General features: G+C 71.4%; 18 protein-coding genes and 3 pseudogenes. 9 read left to right on the top strand and 12 right to left on the bottom strand.

Going from position 1 to position 19,499, the window contains the following annotated elements; all coding sequences use genetic code 11:
- Positions 1-2 precede the first annotated feature (2 nt).
- Positions 3-1,678, bottom strand: a pseudogene (abc-f, locus tag GLX30_RS13905) (ribosomal protection-like ABC-F family protein).
- A 364-nt stretch (positions 1,679-2,042) separates the two neighbouring features.
- Between abc-f and GLX30_RS13900 the strand changes: the two are divergent.
- Positions 2,043-2,390 (top strand): DoxX family protein, encoded by a 348-nt coding sequence (locus GLX30_RS13900; protein WP_159688091.1) that lies wholly within the window; start codon positions 2,043-2,045, stop codon positions 2,388-2,390.
- 20 nt (positions 2,391-2,410) lie between these two features.
- Here the strand turns inward: GLX30_RS13900 and GLX30_RS13895 are convergent, their stop codons facing one another.
- From GLX30_RS13895 to GLX30_RS13885, 3 genes and pseudogenes are all read right to left on the bottom strand, one after another.
- Positions 2,411-3,322: a DUF5829 family protein gene (locus GLX30_RS13895; RefSeq protein ID WP_159695026.1), complete on the bottom strand. Its 912-nt coding sequence runs from the start codon at positions 3,320-3,322 to the stop codon at positions 2,411-2,413.
- A 96-nt stretch (positions 3,323-3,418) separates the two neighbouring features.
- Positions 3,419-4,080, bottom strand: a pseudogene (gene msrA / locus GLX30_RS13890) (peptide-methionine (S)-S-oxide reductase MsrA).
- Between the two features lie 93 nt (positions 4,081-4,173).
- On the bottom strand, positions 4,174-5,277 hold the full coding sequence (locus GLX30_RS13885) for a hypothetical protein (protein WP_159688087.1): 1,104 nt from the start codon (positions 5,275-5,277) through the stop codon (positions 4,174-4,176).
- 70 nt (positions 5,278-5,347) lie between these two features.
- On the opposite strand from GLX30_RS13885, the gene GLX30_RS13880 reads away from it, so the two are divergent.
- Entirely contained in the window at positions 5,348-6,502 is a 1,155-nt protein-coding gene (locus GLX30_RS13880) for a cystathionine gamma-synthase (protein WP_159688084.1), read from the top strand.
- 61 nt (positions 6,503-6,563) lie between these two features.
- Here the strand turns inward: GLX30_RS13880 and GLX30_RS13875 are convergent, their stop codons facing one another.
- From GLX30_RS13875 to GLX30_RS13860, 4 genes and pseudogenes are all read right to left on the bottom strand, one after another.
- On the bottom strand, positions 6,564-6,755 hold the full coding sequence (locus tag GLX30_RS13875) for a DUF1059 domain-containing protein (protein WP_159688081.1): 192 nt from the start codon (positions 6,753-6,755) through the stop codon (positions 6,564-6,566).
- 63 nt (positions 6,756-6,818) lie between these two features.
- Positions 6,819-7,070, bottom strand: coding sequence for a hypothetical protein (locus tag GLX30_RS13870; protein ID WP_159688078.1), 252 nt, complete (start codon positions 7,068-7,070; stop codon positions 6,819-6,821).
- A pseudogene (locus GLX30_RS13865) lies at positions 7,067-7,539 on the bottom strand (sigma factor-like helix-turn-helix DNA-binding protein). Before GLX30_RS13865 ends, GLX30_RS13870 begins: the two are co-directional and overlap by 4 nt.
- Before the next feature lie 32 nt (positions 7,540-7,571).
- Positions 7,572-8,012 carry a MarR family transcriptional regulator gene (locus tag GLX30_RS13860; protein ID WP_347879734.1) on the bottom strand — a complete coding sequence of 147 codons (441 nt, stop codon included), beginning with the start codon at positions 8,010-8,012 and terminating at the stop codon, positions 7,572-7,574.
- Positions 8,013-8,347: 335 nt separating this feature from the next.
- Here GLX30_RS13860 and ilvA point away from each other — a divergent pair, with 335 nt between their 5' ends.
- From ilvA to GLX30_RS13845, 3 genes are all read left to right on the top strand, one after another.
- Positions 8,348-9,574 carry a threonine ammonia-lyase gene (gene ilvA, locus GLX30_RS13855; protein WP_159688074.1) on the top strand — a complete coding sequence of 409 codons (1,227 nt, stop codon included), beginning with the start codon at positions 8,348-8,350 and terminating at the stop codon, positions 9,572-9,574.
- 197 nt (positions 9,575-9,771) lie between these two features.
- Positions 9,772-10,785 (top strand): ATP-binding cassette domain-containing protein, encoded by a 1,014-nt coding sequence (locus tag GLX30_RS13850; RefSeq protein WP_159688069.1) that lies wholly within the window; start codon positions 9,772-9,774, stop codon positions 10,783-10,785.
- Positions 10,782-11,639: an ABC transporter permease gene (locus tag GLX30_RS13845; RefSeq protein ID WP_159688065.1), complete on the top strand. Its 858-nt coding sequence runs from the start codon at positions 10,782-10,784 to the stop codon at positions 11,637-11,639. The genes GLX30_RS13850 and GLX30_RS13845 overlap by 4 nt, the downstream gene beginning before the upstream one ends.
- A gap of 61 nt (positions 11,640-11,700) precedes the next feature.
- Here GLX30_RS13845 and greA read toward each other — a convergent pair whose 3' ends face one another.
- Together greA and GLX30_RS13835 are read right to left on the bottom strand one after the other, a co-directional pair.
- On the bottom strand, positions 11,701-12,198 hold the full coding sequence (gene greA, locus GLX30_RS13840) for a transcription elongation factor GreA (protein WP_159688063.1): 498 nt from the start codon (positions 12,196-12,198) through the stop codon (positions 11,701-11,703).
- Between the two features lie 162 nt (positions 12,199-12,360).
- Positions 12,361-12,768 (bottom strand): DUF4307 domain-containing protein, encoded by a 408-nt coding sequence (locus GLX30_RS13835; protein ID WP_159688060.1) that lies wholly within the window; start codon positions 12,766-12,768, stop codon positions 12,361-12,363.
- A 97-nt stretch (positions 12,769-12,865) separates the two neighbouring features.
- On the opposite strand from GLX30_RS13835, the gene mca reads away from it, so the two are divergent.
- Together mca and GLX30_RS13825 are read left to right on the top strand one after the other, a co-directional pair.
- Positions 12,866-13,747 carry a mycothiol conjugate amidase Mca gene (gene mca, locus GLX30_RS13830; RefSeq protein ID WP_159688057.1) on the top strand — a complete coding sequence of 294 codons (882 nt, stop codon included), beginning with the start codon at positions 12,866-12,868 and terminating at the stop codon, positions 13,745-13,747.
- Complete coding sequence (locus tag GLX30_RS13825) at positions 13,740-13,991, top strand: hypothetical protein (protein WP_159688055.1); 252 nt, start codon at positions 13,740-13,742, stop codon at positions 13,989-13,991. The genes mca and GLX30_RS13825 overlap by 8 nt, the downstream gene beginning before the upstream one ends.
- 58 nt (positions 13,992-14,049) lie before the next feature.
- On the opposite strand, the gene GLX30_RS13820 is transcribed toward GLX30_RS13825, so the two are convergent.
- Entirely contained in the window at positions 14,050-17,256 is a 3,207-nt protein-coding gene (locus GLX30_RS13820) for a tetratricopeptide repeat protein (protein WP_159688052.1), read from the bottom strand.
- A gap of 181 nt (positions 17,257-17,437) precedes the next feature.
- Between GLX30_RS13820 and GLX30_RS13815 the strand changes: the two genes are divergently transcribed.
- Both GLX30_RS13815 and GLX30_RS13810 read left to right on the top strand, forming a co-directional pair.
- Positions 17,438-18,139, top strand: coding sequence for a helix-turn-helix domain-containing protein (locus GLX30_RS13815; protein ID WP_159688049.1), 702 nt, complete (start codon positions 17,438-17,440; stop codon positions 18,137-18,139).
- A 113-nt stretch (positions 18,140-18,252) separates the two neighbouring features.
- The gene (locus GLX30_RS13810; protein ID WP_159688047.1) at positions 18,253-18,807 is read left to right on the top strand and encodes a dihydrofolate reductase family protein; all 555 of its coding nucleotides are present in this window, start codon (positions 18,253-18,255) and stop codon (positions 18,805-18,807) included.
- A gap of 32 nt (positions 18,808-18,839) precedes the next feature.
- On the opposite strand, the gene GLX30_RS13805 is transcribed toward GLX30_RS13810, so the two are convergent.
- Positions 18,840-19,406, bottom strand: a complete 567-nt coding sequence (locus tag GLX30_RS13805) for a Uma2 family endonuclease (RefSeq protein WP_159688044.1) — start codon at positions 19,404-19,406, stop codon at positions 18,840-18,842.
- Between the last annotated feature and the right edge of the window lie 93 nt (positions 19,407-19,499).

Here is a 19,499-nt window from a genome sequence, read left to right as displayed (position 1 = left end):
GGTCAGGAGAGGGCCCGTCCCCCGGCCCTCTCCACCGGCACCACCGCGGTCCCTGTGTTCACGGCACGGCCGGCGCGGAGCTCCAGCCGGTCACCGGTGAACGCGCCGCAGAAACGCCGGTCGTGCGAGACCGCGACCACGGCGCCCTCGTACGAAGCCAGCGCCTCCTCCAGATCCTCCATCAGGTCGGGGCCATGTGGTTCGTCGGCTCGTCCAGGACGAGCAGATCGGACGGTGACGCCAGCAGGCGGGCCAGTTGGAGCCGCCGCTGCTGGCCCACGGAGAGGGCGTGGACCGGTACGCGCAGATCCTCCTCACGGAACAGACCCAGGCCGAGCAACTCGTCGGCGAACTCGTCCGGCAGGCCCGGCCGGCCCGCCGCATAGGCCGACAGCAGCGGTCCGCGCGGCGGGGCCACGGGCAGCTCCTGCGCGAGATAGCCGATCCTGACCCGCTCCCCGTGCCGCACCGTGCCCTCGTCCGGGCGTAGCTCCCCGGCCAGCACCCGCAGCAGCGTGGTCTTGCCCGCGCCGTTCGGGCCGGTCACCAGCAGCCGCTGCCCCGACTCCAGCCGCAGACCCGCGAGACGCAGCCGGTCGCCGACCCTGACGTCCGTGAGCTCGGCGAGCATTCCCGAGCGGCCCGACGTGCGGGGCCGCGCCGTGAACCGCAGGGGCGGCACCGGCGCGGCCACCGGCTCCCGCTCGAGCCGTTCGAGACGCTGCCGTGCGGCCCTGACCCGACCCGACAGCTTCGCCTCGTGCGACCGGCGGTGCTTGCCGAAACCCTGGCGCGGGTCCTTGCCCGACGCAGCCAGGCGCTGCCCGGAGGCAGCCACCAGCTCCCGCGTACGCGCCAGTTCGTCCAGCCACTCCTCGTACTCCTGCTCCCGGCGGCGGCGTGCGGCGGCCTTCGCCGCCCGGTGGCCCGCCCAGCCGTCGCCGTGCCGGTGCACGGCGCGCGTGTCCCGGTCGACCTCGAGGATCGTGGTGGCGACCCGTTCGAGGAAGGCCCGGTCGTGGGTGACGGCCACCACCGTGCCCCGGTGGCCGCGCAGCTGCTCCTCGAGCCACGCGGTCGCCTGCCGGTCCAGATGGTTGGTCGGCTCGTCGAGGAGCAGCAGTTCGGGGGAGGCGGCCAGCACACAGGCCAGGGCCAGCCGCGACTGCTCCCCTCCGGAGAGGGAGCCGAGCCGCCGCCCGGGCGGCAGTCCGCCCAGGCCGAGCGCGTGCAGGGCGGCGTCGGTCCGGGCGTCCGCCTCGTAGCCGCCGCGCTCCTCGAAGGCCGTGAGCAGCTCGCCGTAGGCGGCGAGTTCCGCCTCGCCCGCGTCGGCGAGGGACGCCTCTGCCTGCCGCATCCGCCGTTCGAGGTCGCGCAGTTCGGCGAGCGCCGTGTCGATGGCGTCCCGCACGGTGTGGCGGGGGCCGAGCCCGAGCGTCCGCTCGAGGGTCTGGTCGAGATGCCCGGTGCCGCCGGGCGCGCTGACAGTGATCCCGCCCGTGTCGGGTGTCTCGTCGCCGGCCATGAGGCGCAGCAGTGTCGACTTGCCGGAGCCGTTCTCCCCGATGACGCCGGCGCGTTCGCCGGGCCGCACGGTCAGCGACACCTGATCGAGGACGGCACGGCCGTCGTATGCCTTGGAAACGTCTTTCATGGTCAGTCGGGCGCGTTCGCGCATGGTCTTTCCCTGGGTGACAGGCCCGCACGGCGGCAATGCGCACAGTGCGCCTGCGCGCATGCCGGGGCAGGGCCGGGTGCTGTCGGACGGACGCGGGAGGGACGTCAGCGGAGTCCTACGACTCGCACGCTGCGTCCGCGTCCGGAATCAGAGAAAGAAGTAGTGCTTGTACGAACCCATACGCCCAGTGTGCCATCACCGGGCCCGCACCGGCCGGGGCCGGGGGTGACCGCGGCCACCGGCCGCGACATCCGTACCGGTCCGCCTGTCACATTCGCGAGGCCCGGCGGGTCATGGCAGTGACGTACTCAAGAGCCGGGCCGGAGCGACCGGCTCCGGCGCCTGCCCGATGGGAGCATCTGTGATGTCCACCGCCTATGCCGTCGTCACCGTCCTCGCCGCCGCCATGGTGGGTTTCTCGGCAGTCTCCGTCTTCCTGCGCGCCCCATGGGTCGTGCAGCCCATGGCCGACTACGGCGTCCCCATGTCCTGGCTGCCCTGGCTCGGTACGGCCAAGGCGGCCGGCGCCGCGGGCCTGCTCGCAGGCCTGTTCGTGCCGGTCGTCGGTGTCCTGGCCGGGGTCGGCCTGGTGCTGTACTTCACCGGGGCCGTCGCCACCGTGGTCCGGGCGCGCTGGTACGCGCACATCCCCTTCCCGCTGGTGTACGCGGCCCCGGTGGTCGCTGCGCTGGCACTGGGGGCGGCCGCCTGAGACTCCCGCGGGGCCCCGTCCTACGGGGTCCCGCCGAAGGTCCACACGGCGCGGGAGCCCGGGCCGACGACGAGGGTCGAACGCCCGATCCGCTCCTCGTGCCGGTACTCCGCGGACCGGTTGAGCGACAGGCCGACCTGCCGCAGGCCCGCCTGTTCGCGCGGGACGGCGTCGAAGCGGAGCGTGGTGCCGCCCCGCACCGCGAGGACGCCACCGGCCACCGGCCGCACGACGAACCCGCCGGCCCGCAGCAGCGGCTCCGTGTTCGAGAGGTCCGCTTCCGTGACCCCGAGGCGTACGTACGTCACGTCACGCATCAGGCGGTTCTGGTAACCGTCGGACAGATAGCGCTCCCGGCCGACGTCGCCGGGGTAGGAGGCCGGCTCGGTGTTGCTGCGCGGGTCGGCGAAGTACTCCGGCAGGTACTCCATCCCCCAGGCGCCTAAGGCGTCGTACCGGGCAGAGGTGAAGACGGCGTCGAACCACGGCACAGGCACGCCGTCGCCGAAGTCCCGTGTCTGACGGAACTGCACCGGCTCGGCGATCCCCTGGTCGCGCAGCCGCTGGGTCACCGTGGCCAGATCACCGGCGCGCTCGGTCGAGAGCCCCGTCCCGGCGGCGCCGAGAGTCCCGTCCTGGCCGGGCAGGTCGCCCACCCCGAACAGTTCGAGGTACGTCTCGCGGCCGAGCAGATAGCGGCCGGTCCAGGTCTGCCCGTCGGCTCCGGTCGTGGTGCGGACCTGGAAGTCGGCGAAGGTACGCAGATAGCCGGAGTGCTCGATCGCGTCGGCGGTCTCACGGTCGAGCACCCCGTAGGCGTGGTTGTAGAACAGCAACTGCCGATCGGCAGGCGGCCGGCTCTCCTCGGCCAGCGCCGTGCCGGTACCGCCCCCGACGGCCCCCGCGAAGGCCAGAACGAGGACCATGGTCATCTGTAACACCCGGCGAAGCAGCATGCCAGGGATCGTAGGAGGACCGAATCGCATCCGCCTTCGATTTGTCGAAACCCGGCAGGCGGCGCGCCGAGGTCAGCCCTCGGCGCGTGCCACGCCGATCGGGCAGGAGACGCCCGTACCGCCGATACCGCAGTAACCCGCCGGGTTCTTGTCCAGGTACTGCTGGTGGTACGCCTCCGCCGGGTAGAACGTCCGGCCTTCCGCCGGGAGGATCTCCGTCGTGATCGTGCCGTACCCGGAGCCCGTCAGGACCTTCTGGTAGGCGTCACGGGACGACGCCGCCGCAGCGGCCTGGGCGGGGGAGTGGGTGTAGATCGCCGAGCGGTACTGGGTGCCCACGTCATTGCCCTGGCGGAAGCCCTGGGTCGGGTTGTGGGACTCCCAGAAGAGCTTCAGCAGCGACTCGTACGTAACCTGCGACGGGTCGAAGACGACGCGGACCGCTTCCGTGTGGCCGGTCAGGCCCGAGCATGCCTCTTCGTACGTCGGGTTCGGCGTGCAGCCGCCCTGGTAGCCGACGAGCGTCGTCCACACACCCGGCGTCTGCCAGAACTTGCGCTCCGCGCCCCAGAAACAGCCGAGCGCGAAGTCCGCGGTCTCCAGGTGCTCCGGATAGGGGCCGAGCAGGGAGTTGCCGAGGACCGTGTGACGGTCGGGGACCGTGAAGGTCGGCTCCGGGCGGCCCTTGAGGGCCTGCTCGGGGTGGGCAGCACGGGCGTACGGCCGAAGAGCATGGCTGGTTCTCCTTCACGGTGACGGCACCGGAACAACGTCCCGGTGCCGTCCGGAATTCCACCCGTGCCGTTGCTGCCGCCGAGGGGTGCGGGTCAGCGCAGCAGGGTCGCCGGGCTGCCGCCGTTCGCCTCGTAGCCGGCGACCGCGAGGGCCCGGTAGACGGTGTAGGCCGCCGCCGGGTCGGGCTCCGTCGTCCAGGGCAGCGCGCCCACATGGCCGTCGACCCGTACGAGCTGGTGCATCGCCTCGGCCCACCGCTCGGAGTTCACCAGGAAGACGACGAGCAGGTGGCGTACGTGCGCGAGCATCGGGTCGTCCGGGCGGGCGGAGTGCACGGCGAACAGCGCGCCCTCCATCGCCTTGGTGACCACCGCGCTCTGGTAGAAGGAGCGCACGAGGTTCACCTCGGGCAGGTGCTCGTAGACCGCGAAGAGCGGGAGGGCCGCCAGGAGCGATCCGCGCGGGGCGCGGGCCGCGGCCGTCGTGGCGAAGTGGTCGGCCTCCTCGCGGGAGCCGTGCCACTTCTCGCACAGGTGGTGCAGCGCGGCCAGGTGGGCGCCCATGTGTTCGGGCGCGCGGTCGATGACCTTCGCCCAGAGCTGGTCGAACTGCTCGTGGCTGTAGCCGAGTCCGCGGGCGACGGCCAGCTCGATGATGTACGGGACGGGGTCGCCGGGCGCGAGCAGCGCGGCCTCGCCGCAGACGGTCCGGGCCTCCTCCAGGATGATCCGGAAGTCGTCCGCGCCGACGGCCGACGAGCGCCACGCCTGCTGCACCAGGAACTCGGCGTGCACCTGCGCCGCGCCCGCGTCCTTCGGTGCCTCCGAGCGCCACTTGCGCAGCCACGCGCCGCCGACACCGGGCTGCTGCGCCAGTTCCAGGGACGCGGCCCCTGCGAAGGCCTGGACCCGCTGCCAGCGCCGCTCGCCCTCCTTCGGCGTACCGGCGAGCAGCTGGGAGGCGGCCTGCCAGTCCTGGGTCCGCTGGACGACGTCCAGTACGTCGAGGAGGTCCTGGTCCGGTCCGGGCATCCGGACGTCCAGCTGCTCCTGGCGTACGAATCCATAGGTGTCCGGGTCGGCGGCGTCGGGCGAGCCGGGCCGGGCGAGCCGGATGCCGTTCCGGCGGCGCAGCACGACGGGGCCGATGATCGCGGTCAGCATGCACAGTGCGATCAGGAACCAGAGAATCTCCATGAGCCCATTGTCCCGGACGCCTGCGGCGTGCGGCCACGGCCGGTCCCGCACCGGACTACGCTCGGACCTCATGAGCGACCAGCACAGCTTCCACAGCTTCGAGACCCGCGCCATCCATGCGGGCAACACCGCGGACCCGCTGACCGGCGCGGTCGTACCGCCCATCTACCAGGTGTCCACGTACAAGCAGGACGGCGTGGGCGGTCTGCGCGGCGGTTACGAGTACAGCCGCAGCGCCAACCCGACGCGTACCGCCCTGGAGGAGAACCTCGCCGCGATCGAGGGCGGACGCCGGGGTCTGGCCTTCGCCTCCGGGCTCGCGGCCGAGGACTGCCTGCTGCGTACGCTGCTGCGCCCCGGCGACCACGTGGTGATCCCGAACGACGCGTACGGCGGCACCTTCCGGCTCTTCGCCAAGGTGGTCGAGCGGTGGGGCGTCGACTTCTCCGTGGCCGACACCTCCGACCCGGCGGCCGTCCGTTCCTCGGTCACCGACCGTACGAAGGTGATCTGGGTCGAGACGCCGTCGAACCCGCTGCTCGGCATCACCGACATCGCCGCCGTCGCGGACATCGCCCGCACCGCGGGCGCGAAGCTGGTCGTCGACAACACCTTCGCCAGCCCTTACCTCCAGCAGCCGATCGCGCTCGGCGCCGACGTCGTCGTGCACTCGCTGACCAAGTACATGGGCGGCCACTCGGACGTCGTGGGCGGTGGGCTGATCGCCGCGGACGCCGCGCTGGGCGAGGAACTGGCCTACCACCAGAACGCGATGGGCGCGGTTGCCGGGCCGTTCGACGCGTGGCTGGTGCTGCGCGGCATCAAGACGCTGCCGGTTCGCATGGACCGGCACAGCGAGAACGCGACGCGGGTCGCGGAGATGCTGGCCAGCCACCCGAAGGTCACCCAGGTCCTCTACCCGGGTCTGCCGGAGCACCCGGGCCACGAGATCGCGGCGAAGCAGATGCGGGCGTTCGGCGGCATGGTCTCGTTCCGCGTGCAGGGTGGCGAGCAGGCGGCGGTCGAGGTCTGCAACCGGGCGAAGCTGTTCACGCTGGGTGAGTCGCTGGGTGGTGTGGAGTCCCTGATCGAGCACCCGGGCCGGATGACGCACGCGTCCGTCGTGGGCTCCGCCCTGGAGGTTCCGGCGGATCTGGTCCGTCTCTCCGTGGGCATCGAGGCGGCCGACGACCTTCTCGCCGATCTTCAGCAGGCTCTGGGCTGACCTGCCCCGATGCTCCGTCGGGCCCGGCGGACCAGCCGGGGCCGACGGAGCCGGGATCCGGTCATACGTGGGCCTTCTCGTCCTGCAACGAGTCACGCACCATCTGCCTCAGTTCGGGGCTGTCGGCGTGCTCGTGCACGGAGACGGCGTGCTCCACGGCCGCCCGCACCACTTCCTCCTCCTCGCCGCTGATGGTGAGGGTGCATCCGGAGACGCTGGGAGTGTTGCGGCAGTCGGCGACTTTCCTGGTCATGACGGCCTCCTGGGCTCGTGCGGTGCGCCCCTCTCTTCAGGGTAGATCCGCGACGGGCTGCCGCTACCAGCCTTCGAGTGGCGGTGTCGTGTCCGACGGAGGAACCGCCCACGGTTCGGTCACCGTCGCCCACACCGCGCACGCGACGACCAGTACGACCAGCAGTCCGATCCACGCCCGGCGGACCGTTCGGTGGCGGCGCAGCAGCCGGGCGCCCTGTTCCGCGGCGCGCGGGCCGAGGCCGGCGGGGACCACGGGATGGGGGACGTCCATCATCCGCCTGACCTCGTCCTCCTTGCGCTCCGGGCCGTTCATGAGGCCGTCCTCAGGAGCGGGCGGCCGGGGGCCCGGCGGGCGCTGCGCATCGTGGAGACCGCCCGGCTGCAGATGGCCCGCACCCGGTCCGCGGGCAGTCCGATGATCGCCGCCGCCTGCTCCTCCTCGACCCCCTCGTACAGGCGCAGCACGAGGATCAGGCGTTCCTGCGGGGTGAGACGGTCCAGTACCCCGCCCCGCACCCGGTGGTAGCGCCAGGCGCTGCGGGCGAAGCGGAGGGCGAGTTCCTGGCGGGTGCGGTTGTACGGGTCCTCGCCGCGCAGCCGGTCCCAGTGTGCGTAGGTGCGGGCGAGGGCACCGGTCAGCAGCCGCTGTGCCAGCGGATTGGCGGTGGGGGCTCGGCGGTGAGCAGCGTCGCGGCGTGCAGCAGCCGGCTCGACGCGCCCGCCACGAAGGCTTCGAACTCATGGGCGCGACGGCGGTCCATGGCTGAATTCCGCTCGCTCACGTCCTCATATAGGGCCCGGCGACGGCCCCGGGTCAAGAGGTCGGCGGCGTCTCCGTGTCACTGGCGGGAAGACCGGCCTGCCGGGCGGAGAGCGCCGTGTTGAAACGGGTGAGCAGAGTGCAGAACGATTCCCGCTCGTTCTCCGTCCAGCCGTCCGTCACCTGGGCCATCAGCTCACGGCGTGAGGCGCGGACCTCTTCGAGCTTGGCCAGGCCGCGCGAGGACAGCTGGAGCACGACCGCACGGCCGTCCTCCGGGTGCGAGGTGCGTTTGACCAGGCCGCTGTCGACGAGCGGCGCCACCTGCCTGGTGACGGTCGAGGAGTCGATGCCCATTCCGGCGGCCAGTGCCTTGACGCCCATCGGACCTTCGAGGTCCAGGCGGTTGAGCAGCAGGTACGCGGCGCGGTCCATCGAGTTGCGGACCTGGCCGACTCCGCCGAGCCGTGTCTGTTCCGCGCGGCGTGCGAACACGGCCACCTGGTGCTGGAGGGCATCGAGGAGACCGGGGCCGCCGGGGGTTCGGGGAGGTCCCCCGAGAGGCAGACGCAGTGGTCGTCATGTCCTGAGAAGTGGGCATGGCTGCGGGGGCTCTCTTGTGCGGTGGTCGGTTGGTGGGGGACAGAGTACGCGGCCCCGGGTCCCCGCGTACCTGCGCTGCACAATCCGGTACGGGCCCCTTACGCGGCCGGACTCCGGGCCGGTGCGCCCGCTCCGCCGCGGGCCCGGTCCCGGGTGACGGCTGCGGGCGCCGACCCGGGATGCGGACGGCACCACCCGGCGGGGCCCGAACTGCCAGACTTGGCGGCATGAGCTTCCGTACGCCCGAGATTCCTTCCGTGATCCTCGACGACATCCGGGGAGCGCAGAAGATGCTGTCCGGCGTCGCCAGAGTCACGGCGATGGAGGGCAGCAGGCATCTGTCGCAGCTGGTGGGGGCTCCGGTCCATCTCAAGTGCGAGAACCTTCAGCGCACCGGCTCGTTCAAGCTGCGCGGCGCGTACGTGCGGATCGCCGGCCTCCGGCAGGAGGAGCGGGCGGCGGGCGTGGTGGCCGCCTCCGCGGGCAACCACGCGCAGGGCGTGGCGCTGGCGTCGTCGCTGCTGGGTGTGCGTTCCACGGTCTTCATGCCGGTCGGGGCCCCGCTGCCGAAGGTCGCCGCGACGAGGGAGTACGGGGCCGATGTGCGTCTGCACGGGCAGGTCGTCGACGAGACGCTGGCCGCGGCGCAGGATTACGCGCGGGAGACGGGCGCCGTCTTCATCCACCCGTTCGACCACCCGGACATCATCGCCGGGCAGGGCACGGTGGGGCTGGAGATCCTCGAGCAGTGCCCGGAGGTGCGGACGATCCTCGTCGGTGTCGGCGGGGGCGGGCTGCTGGCCGGGATCGCGGTGGCGGTGCAGGCGCTGCGGCCCGACGTGAAGCTGATCGGCGTGCAGGCCGAGGGCGCCGCCGCTTATCCGCCGTCGCTGGCGGCCGGGCATCCGGTGTCCGTCGACAGGCCGACGACGATGGCGGACGGGATCAAGGTGGCGCGGCCGGGCGATGTGCCCTTCAAAATCATTGGCGATCTTGTGGAGGAGGTTCGTACGGTCTCCGAGGACGCGCTCTCCAGTGCGCTGCTGCTCTGCCTCGAGCGGATGAAGATGGTCGTCGAGCCGGCCGGGGCGAGCACGGTGGCGGCACTGCTGAGCGATCCGAGGTCCTTCGAGGGCCCGGTCGTCGCCCTGCTGTCGGGCGGCAACGTGGACCCGCTGCTGATGCAGCGCATCCTCCGGCACGGCATGTCGGCGGCGGGCAGGTACCTGTCGCTGCGACTGCGCCTGACGGACCGGCCCGGTGCGCTCGCGGGGCTTCTCGGCCTGTTGTCAGTGGCGGATGCCAATGTTCTCGATGTGAGCCATGTACGGACCGACCCGCGGCTCGGGCTCACGGAGGTGGAGGTGGAGCTGCACCTGGAGACGAAGGGGCCCGAGCACTGCGAGGAGGTCGCGGCGACCCTGCGCGCCGCGGGTTACACGGTGATGGTCTGAGCGCTTCCGCGTCGGCGGGAGGGCGGAGGCACATGTATCGCGATACCCGGCGCGTCATCGACGCGACACTCTCTTGAGAAACGCGATGTATCGCGTTACGGTGTGGTCCCCGTCATGTTCCCGCCAAGGGAGCGGCCGAGCCGGCCTTTCGCGCGCAAGCATTCATCCACTCCACCCGTCACCATGGGAGACCCCCTATGCCAGGCGCCATCTACGCCGAAGGTCTGGTCAAGACCTTCGGTGACGTAAGGGCACTGGACGGCGTCGATCTCGACGTCCCCGAAGGCACGGTCCTCGGACTTCTCGGCCCGAACGGCGCCGGCAAGACCACCACCGTGCGCGTATTGACCACTCTCCTCCAGCCGGACAGCGGTTCCGCGGTCGTCGCCGGCATCGACGTGCTCAAGCACCCCAACGAGGTGCGCAGGTCCATCGGCCTCTCCGGCCAGTTCGCCGCCGTCGACGAGTACCTGACCGGCCGGGAGAACCTCCAGATGGTCGGGCAGCTCTACCAGATGAGCGCCAGGGACGCGAAGAAGAGAGCAGGTCAGCTGCTCGAGCGGTTCAACCTGGCCGACGCCGCCGACCGCCCCGCCAAGACCTACTCCGGCGGTATGCGCCGCAGGCTCGACCTGGCCGCGGCGCTGGTCGTGTCCCCGCCCGTGATGTTCATGGACGAGCCGACCACCGGCCTCGACCCGCGCAACCGGCAACAGCTGTGGGAGGTCATCCAGGAACTCGTCGGCGGCGGTACGACGCTGCTGCTGACCACCCAGTATCTGGAGGAGGCCGACCACCTCGCCGACGACATCTGCGTCGTCGACCACGGCAAGGTCATCGCCCGCGGCACCTCCGACCAGCTCAAGGCCCGCACGGGCGGCGAGCGCGTCGAGGTCGTCGTCCACGAGCCCGAACAGATCGGGCCCGCCCGCGAGGTCCTCGTCGGCTACGGCAAGGGCGAGGTCGCCGTCGCCGAACACACCCGCAAGCTCACGGTCCCCGTCACCGGCGGCGCCAAGCTGCTCGCCGAGGTCATCCGCGACCTCGACGCCCGAGGCGTGGAGATCGACGACATCGGCCTGCGCCGCCCCACCCTCGACGACGTCTTCATCTCGCTGACCGGACACGCGGCGGAGGCGGAAGAGGCCAACGGCGGCGCGGACCCGGAAGACGCCGCAGGCCACAGCGCCAGGAAGGAGGGCGCGAAGTGAGCGCCACCACGCAGACCGCGCCGCCGCTCGCGGCGCCCCGCCCCCGTGGCGGCATCGGCCAGTCCGTCAGGGACTCCCTGGTGGTGGCGAAGCGCAACCTGATCCGGATGATGCGCATCCCCGAGATGATCATCTTCGGACTGTTCCAGCCGATCATGTTCGTGGTGCTCTTCACGTACGTCTTCGGCGGCTCCATCCAGGTCGGCGGCTCCATCTCGCCGCAGGACTACCGCGAGTTCCTGATGGCGGGCATCTTCGCTCAGACCGTCACCTTCGCCACCGCGGGCGCCGGTGCCGGCATCGCCGACGACATGCACAAGGGGCTCATCGACCGCTTCCGCTCGCTGCCCATGGCGCGCGGCGCGGTTCTCACCGGCCGCACCCTCGCCGACCTCGTGCAGACGGCGTTCACGCTCGTCGTGCTCGCGGTCGTCGCGCTGATCCTCGGCTGGCGGGTCCACGAGAACATCGGCAAGGTGCTGCTCGGCTTCCTGCTGCTGCTCTTCCTCGGATACGCGTTCTCCTGGATCGGCGCGCTGATCGGCCTCTCGGTCCGCACGCCGGAGGCCGCCACCTCCGGCGGACTGATCTGGCTGTTCCCGCTGACGTTCATCTCGAATGCCTTCGTGGACGCCAACAACATGCCGGGCTTCCTGCAGACCATCGCCGAGTGGAACCCGTTCAGCGCCACGGTCCAGGCCTGCCGTGAGCTGTTCGGCAATCTGCCGCCCGGCTTCAAGGCCCCGGACGCGTGGCCGATGCAGCACCCGATCCTCGCCTCGGCGCTGTGGTCGCTGCTGATCCTCGTGGTCTTCCGGACCCTGGCCGTCCGCAAGTACCGCTCCGCCGCCTGACCGGCACAAGAAGGGGCCGGACCGCTTCCGCGGTCCGGCCCCTTCGTCGTACGCGTCCAGCTCAGCCCGAGTAGGGCTTGGCCGCGAGGATCTTCACCGCGGCCTTTTTGCCGTTCGGCAGTTCGTACTCGGCGTCGTCGCCGACCTTCTTGCCGTTCACGCCCACGCCCAGCGGCGACTGCGGCGAATACGTCTCGATGTCCGCGCTCGCGTACTCGCGCGACGCCATCAGGAACGTCAGAGTGTCGTTCTCGTCGCCGTCGAAGGCGATCGTGACGACCATGCCGGGCTCGACGACGCCGTCGTCCGCCGGGGCCTCGCCGACCTTGGCGTTGTCCAGGAGCTGGGTCAGCTGGCGCACACGGAGTTCCTGCTTGCCCTGCTCCTCCTTGGCCGCGTGGTACCCGCCGTTCTCCCGCAGGTCGCCCTCCTCGCGCGCCGCCTCGATCTTCTTGGCGATCTCGGTGCGCGCGGGACCAGACAGGTACTCCAGCTCGGCCTTGAGCTGGTTGTACGCCTCCTGGGTAAGCCAGGTGACGTTGTCGCTGGTCTGGGTCACAGGTGCTCCTCGTAGGTACTGGGAATACAAAGCATCGCCCTACCCACAAGGATGTACCCCCATGGGCGGGCGAAACCACGAGCCTAACAATTCCGGCGGGAAAGGGGGAGGACAAAGGCCTCGGGAAATGCAGAACCCCTGCTCAGCGCGGGGTTCGGGGTGTCACGCGGCGGTGCAGCCCATCAGCTCGGCGCTCGTCGCCTGCCGCGTCGTACGGATCTTCACGACCTCGTCGATGCGGTTCTCACCCTCCTGGCCGATCGCCACGTCCAGCCGGCCGACCTCGGCGCCGTCCTCCGCGAGGGCCCGCACCGTGCAGCTGCCGGCCGCCCCCGCGTCCTTGCGGACCTCGAGATGGACCTGGACCTCGTCGGCGCCCTCCATGACGTCGAACTTGATCATCTCGGCGCTGATCCGCGTACCGGCGACGTAGTCGTAGCCGAACCAGCCGACGAGAGCGAGCATGCAGGCGCCGAGGACGGCCCCCACGATCCGCAGCTTCCGGTCCGCGCGCTCGTCCGCAGTGCGCCCGTAGCGCCCCTGCGGAAGCTTCTCGCCGACAGCCGCCATGATCGTTCCTCTCGAGAGCCGGAGGCAGGAATTTTCCGTCCGCCGATTCGGTCACTATAGAAGTTGCACGACGCGACTATTCATTGAGGATCGAGTCTTGACTGAGCAGCTGCGACTGATGGCCGTGCACGCCCACCCCGACGACGAGTCGAGCAAGGGCGCGGCGACGATGGCCAAGTATGTGTCCGAGGGGGTGGACGTGCTGGTCGTGACCTGCACGGGAGGCGAGCGCGGCTCCATCCTCAATCCCAAGCTCCAGGGCGACGCCTATATCGAGGAGAACATCCACGAGGTACGCAGGAAGGAGATGGACGAGGCCCGCGAGATCCTCGGGGTGGAGCAGGACTGGCTCGGCTTCGTCGACTCCGGTCTGCCGGAGGGCGACCCGCTGCCGCCGCTCCCGCAGGGCTGCTTCGCCCTCGAGGACGTCGACAAGGCGGCCGGTGAGCTGGTGCGCAGGATCCGCGACTTCCGTCCCCAGGTCATCACGACCTACGACGAGAACGGCGGCTATCCCCACCCCGACCACATCATGACCCACAAGATCACGATGGTGGCCTTCGAGGGTGCGGCCGACGCGGAGAAGTTCCCCGAGTCCGAGTACGGACCGGTCTTCCAGCCCCAGAAGCTCTACTACAACCAGGGCTTCAACCGTCCCCGCACCGTCGCCCTCCACGAGGCGCTGCTCGAGCGCGGCCTCGAGTCGCCGTACGGCGAGTGGCTCGAACGCTGGAAGGAGTTCCAGCGCGCGGAGCGGACGCTGACCACGTACGTGCCCTGCGCCGAGTTCTTCGAGACCCGTGACCGGGCGCTGATCGCGCACGCCACACAGATCGATCCCGAGGGCGGCTGGTTCCGCGTCCCCATGGAGATCCAGAAGGAGGTCTGGCCGACGGAGGAGTACGAGCTCGCGAAGTCGCTCGTCGAAACCTCCCTCCCCGAGGACGACCTCTTCGCGGGCATCCGGGACAATGCCTGACATGAGCGCAAGCGCACACCTCGCAATGACGCACATGGCCACCCTCGCCAAGGAGCTCGACGAGAACAAGGTCACCCCGGGTGTCCTCGGCTTTCTCGTCTTCGCGGCGCTGGCTGTGGGCGTGTGGGCCCTGATGAAGTCCATGAACCGCCACATGGGCCGCGTGAACTTCGAGGAGGCCCCTGACCCGAAGGCCACCTCGGAGGCCGGCCCCGCGAAGCGGACGGGCTCCGCATCGGCCTGACGCGTCACCCCTGGGTCCGGACCGCCTCCGCGGACCGGGCCCACGGGTGTGTCCGCCGCTAGCGGCCCGCCTCCACGGCCACGCCCATGACCTCCCGGGCGTGCCGGTTGGGGACCAGTCCCAGCTGCCACGCCTGCCAGCCGTCCTCCAGGCGCACGCCGCGTTCCAGCATCACCGCCAGCGCCTCCGCGCAGTCCTCCAGCTTCGCGTCACGCGACGCGTGCCCGGCGGCCATCAGACGCGACAGCTCCTCCTGGGACACGACCGTGCCGACCTCGATGCCGCCGGGCGAGGCGTACGGCAGCAGGGTGCAGCGCAGGAACCGCGCCCAGTCGCCGCCGCGCTCGTCGCCGTACGAGGCGAACAGGGCCGCCGCCTCGTCGCACAGCTCCAGCGCCTGCGGCGCGCGGCTGTTCCCGGCGTCGATCATCGCCAGCTCCAGGCACGTCCAGGCCTCCCCGTGCGCGACGCCGATCCGGGCGAAGTCCGCGCGGGCGTCGACGAGGAGCTGGCGGGCGAAGCCGGAGTTGCGCAGGCTGCCCGTCCTCGCCGCGAGCTGGTCGCGGGTGACCCGGCCGGAGTGGTGACGGGCGCAGGCCAGCCCGTACACGTCCCGCATCCGGGAGAACATCGTCCGCGCCCGTTCCAGCTCCCGTACCGCCTGGTCGCGGTCGCCGGACTCCTCCAGGGCCTGGCCCAGGTAGTACAGGGTCCACGCCTCGCCGCGGGCGTCCTCGTTCTCGCGGTGCCTGGCCAGCGCCTGGCGCAGGTCGTCCACCGCGGGCGCCGGGTCGCCGTCGACGAGCCGGGCACGCGCCAGCTGGGTCAGCGCCCATGCCTCACCGCGGCCGTCGCGGGTGCGGCCGTACAGGTCAAGGGCCACTTCCAGCGCCGTCCGGGCGGCGGGCACGTCGCCCGTGCGCAGGAACACCTGGCCCAGCTGGAACTGCGACCAGGCCTCGCCGTGCAAGGACTCGCCCTCCCTGTGCAGCGCCAGTGCCCGCTCCAGCAGCCTCAGGGCCTCGGCGGGATTCGCCCGGTCGCGCTCCACGGCGGCCAGCGCGTGCAGCGACCAGGCGCGGTCCTCCGCCTGCTCCTGTGAGTCCTGGAGCGCGATCGCCTCGTGCAGCTTCGCCGCCGCCTCCGTGAGGTTGCCCTGGTGGTGCAGGGTGATCCCGAGCGAGCACAGCGCGAGCGCCGCACCGGCGTCGTGGTGCGCCTCCCGATAGAGGCCCACCACCGACGAGAGCGTCGTACGGGCCTTGTCCAGCTCGCCGAGCTGCCGGGCCGCGATGCCGGTTCGCCAGCGCACGGAACGCTCCAGCAGCCCTTGGTCCACGGCCTGGGTGAGCTCGCTGATCTCACCCAGCCGGTACAGGTCGCCGCGCAGCAGGCAGTAGTCGCACAGCGCGCCCAGCAGCCCGAGCACGGCCTGCTGGTCCACACCTTCCGCGTGCCGCAGCGCCGAGGTGATGAAGCTCGACTCGTCGTCGAGCCAGCGCAGCGCCGCGTCCAGCGAGGGGAAGCCGTACGCCCCGAACTGTCCGGCCCGCGTCGACATCTTGCCGTCGACCATCCGGATCACCGCGCCGGCCAGCTCCGCGTAGTTCCGGATCAGCCGCTCCTGCGCCGCGCCGCGGTCGGCGGCGTCCTCCTCGTCCATCAGCCGGTTCCTTGCGAAGCGGCGCACCGCGTCGTGCAGCCGGTAACGCCCTGAGCGCACATGGTCGATCAGCCCCGCCTCCGAGAGCGCCGCCAGCAGCCGCTGCGCCTCCTTCTCGTCGGTCGCCAGCAGCGCCGCGGCCGCCGCGGGACCGAGCGAGGCCCGGCCCGCCAGCGCCAGCCGGCGCAGCAGCCGCCGCGCTTGCTCCGGCTGGTCGGTGTAGCGCAGCCGCAACGCCCGTTCGACCGGATCCAGCGGCCCCAGGGCGCGGAGATCCGCCGCCAGGCGGTCGGCGGAACGCTCGCCCAGCGAGGAGCCCGCCGTCCGCAGCGCCAGCGGCAGCCCGCCGCACAGCTCCCGGACCTCCTCCGTGGACCGGACGTCGTACGGCCCCGGTGAAGACGGCGCTGCCGCGGCCCGCAGCAGCTCCTCCGCGCCCGCCGCGTCCAGCGCCTCCACCGGCAGCTGGTGCACCCGGGCCGGGATGTCGTCGGGCAGGTCGAGCGGCGCGCGGGCGGTCACCAGCACCAGACTGTCCGACCGCTCCGGCAGCAACGTGCGCACCTGGTCCGGGTCGCTCGCATCGTCGAGAACCACCGTCACCGGCAGGCCGGTCAGGTACTGGTGGTACAGCTCGCTGAGCCGCCGCACCTGCTGCTCCGCCGAGGCGCGTTCGCGGAAGAGCAGCTGCTCGCGTGGCGCACCGAGCCGGTTCAGCAGGTGCAGCAGTGCGTCACGGGTGGGCAGCGGCTGCTCGCCGTCGCCGCGGAGGTCGACCACGCACGCGCCGCGGAACAGGTCCTTGAGATCGTGGGCGGCGCGCACCGCGAGCGTGGTGCGTCCCGAGCCCGGATCGCCGTGGAGGACCACCACCACCGGAAGGGTCTGCGTCGCCGCACGCGCCGCGTGCACCCACTGGGTGATCTGCGCCATCTGCGAGCGGCGCCCGGCGAACGGGCCCCCGGGGTGGGGGAGATGGCCGAACGACTGCTCCAGCACGGACCTGCGCCGTGCCGCCGCCGAACGGTCGGTGCCGCGCAGTTGCGGCACGACGGACGCCTTCTTCGCGGGCCGTGCCGACGCGGCCAGCATCCGCTGCTGGTCGAGGAACGGGCGGATGCCCCGTACGTCCAGCGCCGTCAGCCACTGGAGCCGCAACTGGTCCACGCCGCCGGGCTGCGCGAGTGCTCCCGCCCTGCGGTGCGCCGCGGGCCAGTGCGCGGCGGTCACCTTGGCGACGGTGGTCGCCGCCCCGGCGACGGCCACGACGGCACCGGCCCCGAGCGCGGTGCCCGTCGCCGTACCGAGGGCGATGTCCGCGCCGATCGCCGCGACGGCGGCGACGGCGGTGACCAGCACCGGAGCGCCCAGCGTCTCCCGGCTGAAGCGCTGCGACAGCGGCTGCTGACCGGCCTCGGCCTCGGTGAGCGCCTGCTCGTAGGCCGCGTACTCCTCGCCCGCGCTCGCCGCCATCGAGTCGAGAGCGGCACGCCCCCGCGCGAGCAACGTCCCGGCGTCCGAGCTGCCGCCCGAGCGCCGCACCTCCTCCTCCACCGCTCTTGCCAACAGCCGTTCCGCTTCAGCCCGGTGGCTGTCCCGCATGTGCGTCCCCCTAGAAGAGCCGGATCCCGTGTCGCTACCCATGTTTCGGCCCGTCAAGTGTCGTCGCCCCGGGGAGGAAGTGCGAGGGGTTCCGGCGGCGGAGTCGGCGAGCGGGGTGTCAGACTGGCGGCTCTTGCGGGATTCCGGGACTTCGGGATCCGGGCCGTGCGAGGGGACCGGGATGAGTCTGGTGATCGAGAGCCGGACGTCGGAGCTGCCCTACATCGAGCGGGTGTGGCGCAGCCGGAGCGACGACGTCACCCGGATGATGTCGGTCGCGACGTCCCACTGGGAGCTGGTGTTCTGGGAGCACCAGGGGCGGACGCAGGCCGCCGTGCTGGGCCCGGAGCCGAGGGCGTCCCAGGCGCCGGTGCCGGACGACGCCGTCTTCTTCGGGATCAGTTTCGCGCTGGGTACCTCGATGCCGCACATCCCGATGAGCAGTCTGGTGGGCGGCAACGCGGAGATCCCCGACGTGACGCGGCGTTCGCTGTGGCTGAAGGGTTCGGCCTGGCACGTGCCGGACTACGACAACGCGGAGGCGTTCGTCCTTCGAATGGTGCGGGAGGGGATCGTGGACCAGGACCCGATCGTGCCCGCTGTGCTCGGCGGCGCCCGCCCGGACGTCTCCGACCGCACCCTGCAGCGGCGTTTCGTCGCGGCGACCGGTCTGACGCAGGGCGCCGTCCGGCAGATCCAGCGCGCACGGCAGGCGGCGGTACTGGTCCAGGAGGGGGTGCCGGTCCAGGACGTCGTCCACCGGCTCGGTTACTTCGACCAGCCGCACCTGGCACGGTCCTTGAGCCGCTACATCGGCCGGACCGCCACTCGGCTGAGCGTCCCGGACGGCGCGGAGCCGCTGTCGCTTCTGTACAAGACCTGAGTCCCGGCCCGGCCTAGTGTTCACGACGTGGCCGAAGGGGTCGGCCCGTCCCGGCCGGAGCGCCGTCAGGGCCGCGACGGACGACGGGACTCCGCACTCATCATGGAGGAATCATGCGCAAGGTCGTCTCGGGTCTGTTCATCTCGCTCGACGGTGTCGCACAGGCCCCGAACGAGTGGCAGTTCGCGTTCGACGAGGAGATGGGCGCCGCCCTGGCGAACACGCTGGAGACGGCCGACACGATCCTGCTGGGCCGGGTGACGTTCACCGAATGGGCCGGGTACTGGCCCACCGTGACCAGCGGCGAGGACGCCGGCTTCGCCAAGTGGATCAACGAATCGCCGAAGTACGTGTTCTCCTCGACACTGGACGGCGTCGACGACTGGGCGAACAGCACGCTGGTCAAGGGTGATCTCGTGGCCGCGGTCACCGAGCTCAAGTCGGGCGAGGGCAAGGACCTCACCGTCGCCGGCAGCCCGACACTGGTTCGTTCGCTGCTGGAGCAGGACCTGCTGGACGAGCTGGTGCTGCTGATCCACCCGGTGGTGGCCGGCGAGGGGCGCAAGAAGCTGTTCGCCGACGACGCCGCGATGAAGAAGCTGGAGCTGGTGAGCGCCGAGCCGACCAGCAGCGGCGTGATCATCGCGACCTACCGCCCGGTGCGCTGACCGGCGCGAGTCAGGCGGCTCCGCCGGCGGGCTCAGAGCGCGTCGAGGTCGACCTCGACGGCGAAGGGCGCCACGGCCTTCACCACGCCGGTGAACACGTCCCCGTCCCGGTAGACGCGGGCTGCCGGATCCAGGACGTACGTGTAGACGAGAGGGACGCCCGTCGCCGCCTGCTCCACACGCCAGTAGAACGGAATGCCGGCCCTGGCGTACTGGTCGGTCTTCACGACACGGTCCGTCGTCTCCGAACCCGGCGACACGACTTCGACGACCAGCAGCACGTGTTCCGGCCGGGTGGGCGTGATGTCGATGGCGTCCGCCCGGTAGACGGTCACGTCGGATCTGCGGTTCGAGAGCGGCACGTCCTGGAGGCGTACGTCGAAGTCGGTGTCGGCGTTCCACTCGGGGCCGGCCGCCGCGTCGAGGGCGTTCGCAAGGATTCGCGCCAACCGATTGTGGCGTTTGGACGCGCTGGGGCTCACGACGATCATCCCGTCCACGATCTCGATGCCCGAGCACTGCTCCTCGCTCCAGGAGTCGTACTGGTCGGCGGTCACCTGGTCATGCATCCACCCGGGGGCGATCATCTCCGCGCCCATGGAAGGACCTCCCTGATCCGGCTCGACGGGGTGAGGCCGTACCCGGCTCAGGGTAGTCCCGCGATGCCGTTCCGCAGCCCGCACGGCGCGGGC

It is taken from the genome of Streptomyces sp. Tu 2975 (genome assembly GCF_009832925.1).
Lineage (GTDB): Bacteria > Actinomycetota > Actinomycetes > Streptomycetales > Streptomycetaceae > Streptomyces.
This window is presented reverse-complemented; position numbering and strand designations above follow the sequence as displayed.

Coding starts and splice junctions, on each gene's coding strand:
- GLX30_RS13900 (WP_159688091.1), top strand. CDS start 2,043: ATGTCCACCGCCTATGCCGTCGTCACCGTCCTCGCCGCCGCCATGGTG.
- GLX30_RS13895 (WP_159695026.1), bottom strand. CDS start 3,322: ATGACCATGGTCCTCGTTCTGGCCTTCGCGGGGGCCGTCGGGGGCGGT.
- GLX30_RS13885 (WP_159688087.1), bottom strand. CDS start 5,277: ATGGAGATTCTCTGGTTCCTGATCGCACTGTGCATGCTGACCGCGATC.
- GLX30_RS13880 (WP_159688084.1), top strand. CDS start 5,348: ATGAGCGACCAGCACAGCTTCCACAGCTTCGAGACCCGCGCCATCCAT.
- GLX30_RS13875 (WP_159688081.1), bottom strand. CDS start 6,755: ATGACCAGGAAAGTCGCCGACTGCCGCAACACTCCCAGCGTCTCCGGA.
- GLX30_RS13870 (WP_159688078.1), bottom strand. CDS start 7,070: ATGAACGGCCCGGAGCGCAAGGAGGACGAGGTCAGGCGGATGATGGAC.
- ilvA (WP_159688074.1), top strand. CDS start 8,348: ATGAGCTTCCGTACGCCCGAGATTCCTTCCGTGATCCTCGACGACATC.
- GLX30_RS13850 (WP_159688069.1), top strand. CDS start 9,772: ATGCCAGGCGCCATCTACGCCGAAGGTCTGGTCAAGACCTTCGGTGAC.
- GLX30_RS13835 (WP_159688060.1), bottom strand. CDS start 12,768: ATGGCGGCTGTCGGCGAGAAGCTTCCGCAGGGGCGCTACGGGCGCACT.
- GLX30_RS13825 (WP_159688055.1), top strand. CDS start 13,740: ATGCCTGACATGAGCGCAAGCGCACACCTCGCAATGACGCACATGGCC.
- GLX30_RS13820 (WP_159688052.1), bottom strand. CDS start 17,256: ATGCGGGACAGCCACCGGGCTGAAGCGGAACGGCTGTTGGCAAGAGCG.
- GLX30_RS13815 (WP_159688049.1), top strand. CDS start 17,438: ATGAGTCTGGTGATCGAGAGCCGGACGTCGGAGCTGCCCTACATCGAG.
- GLX30_RS13810 (WP_159688047.1), top strand. CDS start 18,253: ATGCGCAAGGTCGTCTCGGGTCTGTTCATCTCGCTCGACGGTGTCGCA.
- GLX30_RS13805 (WP_159688044.1), bottom strand. CDS start 19,406: ATGGGCGCGGAGATGATCGCCCCCGGGTGGATGCATGACCAGGTGACC.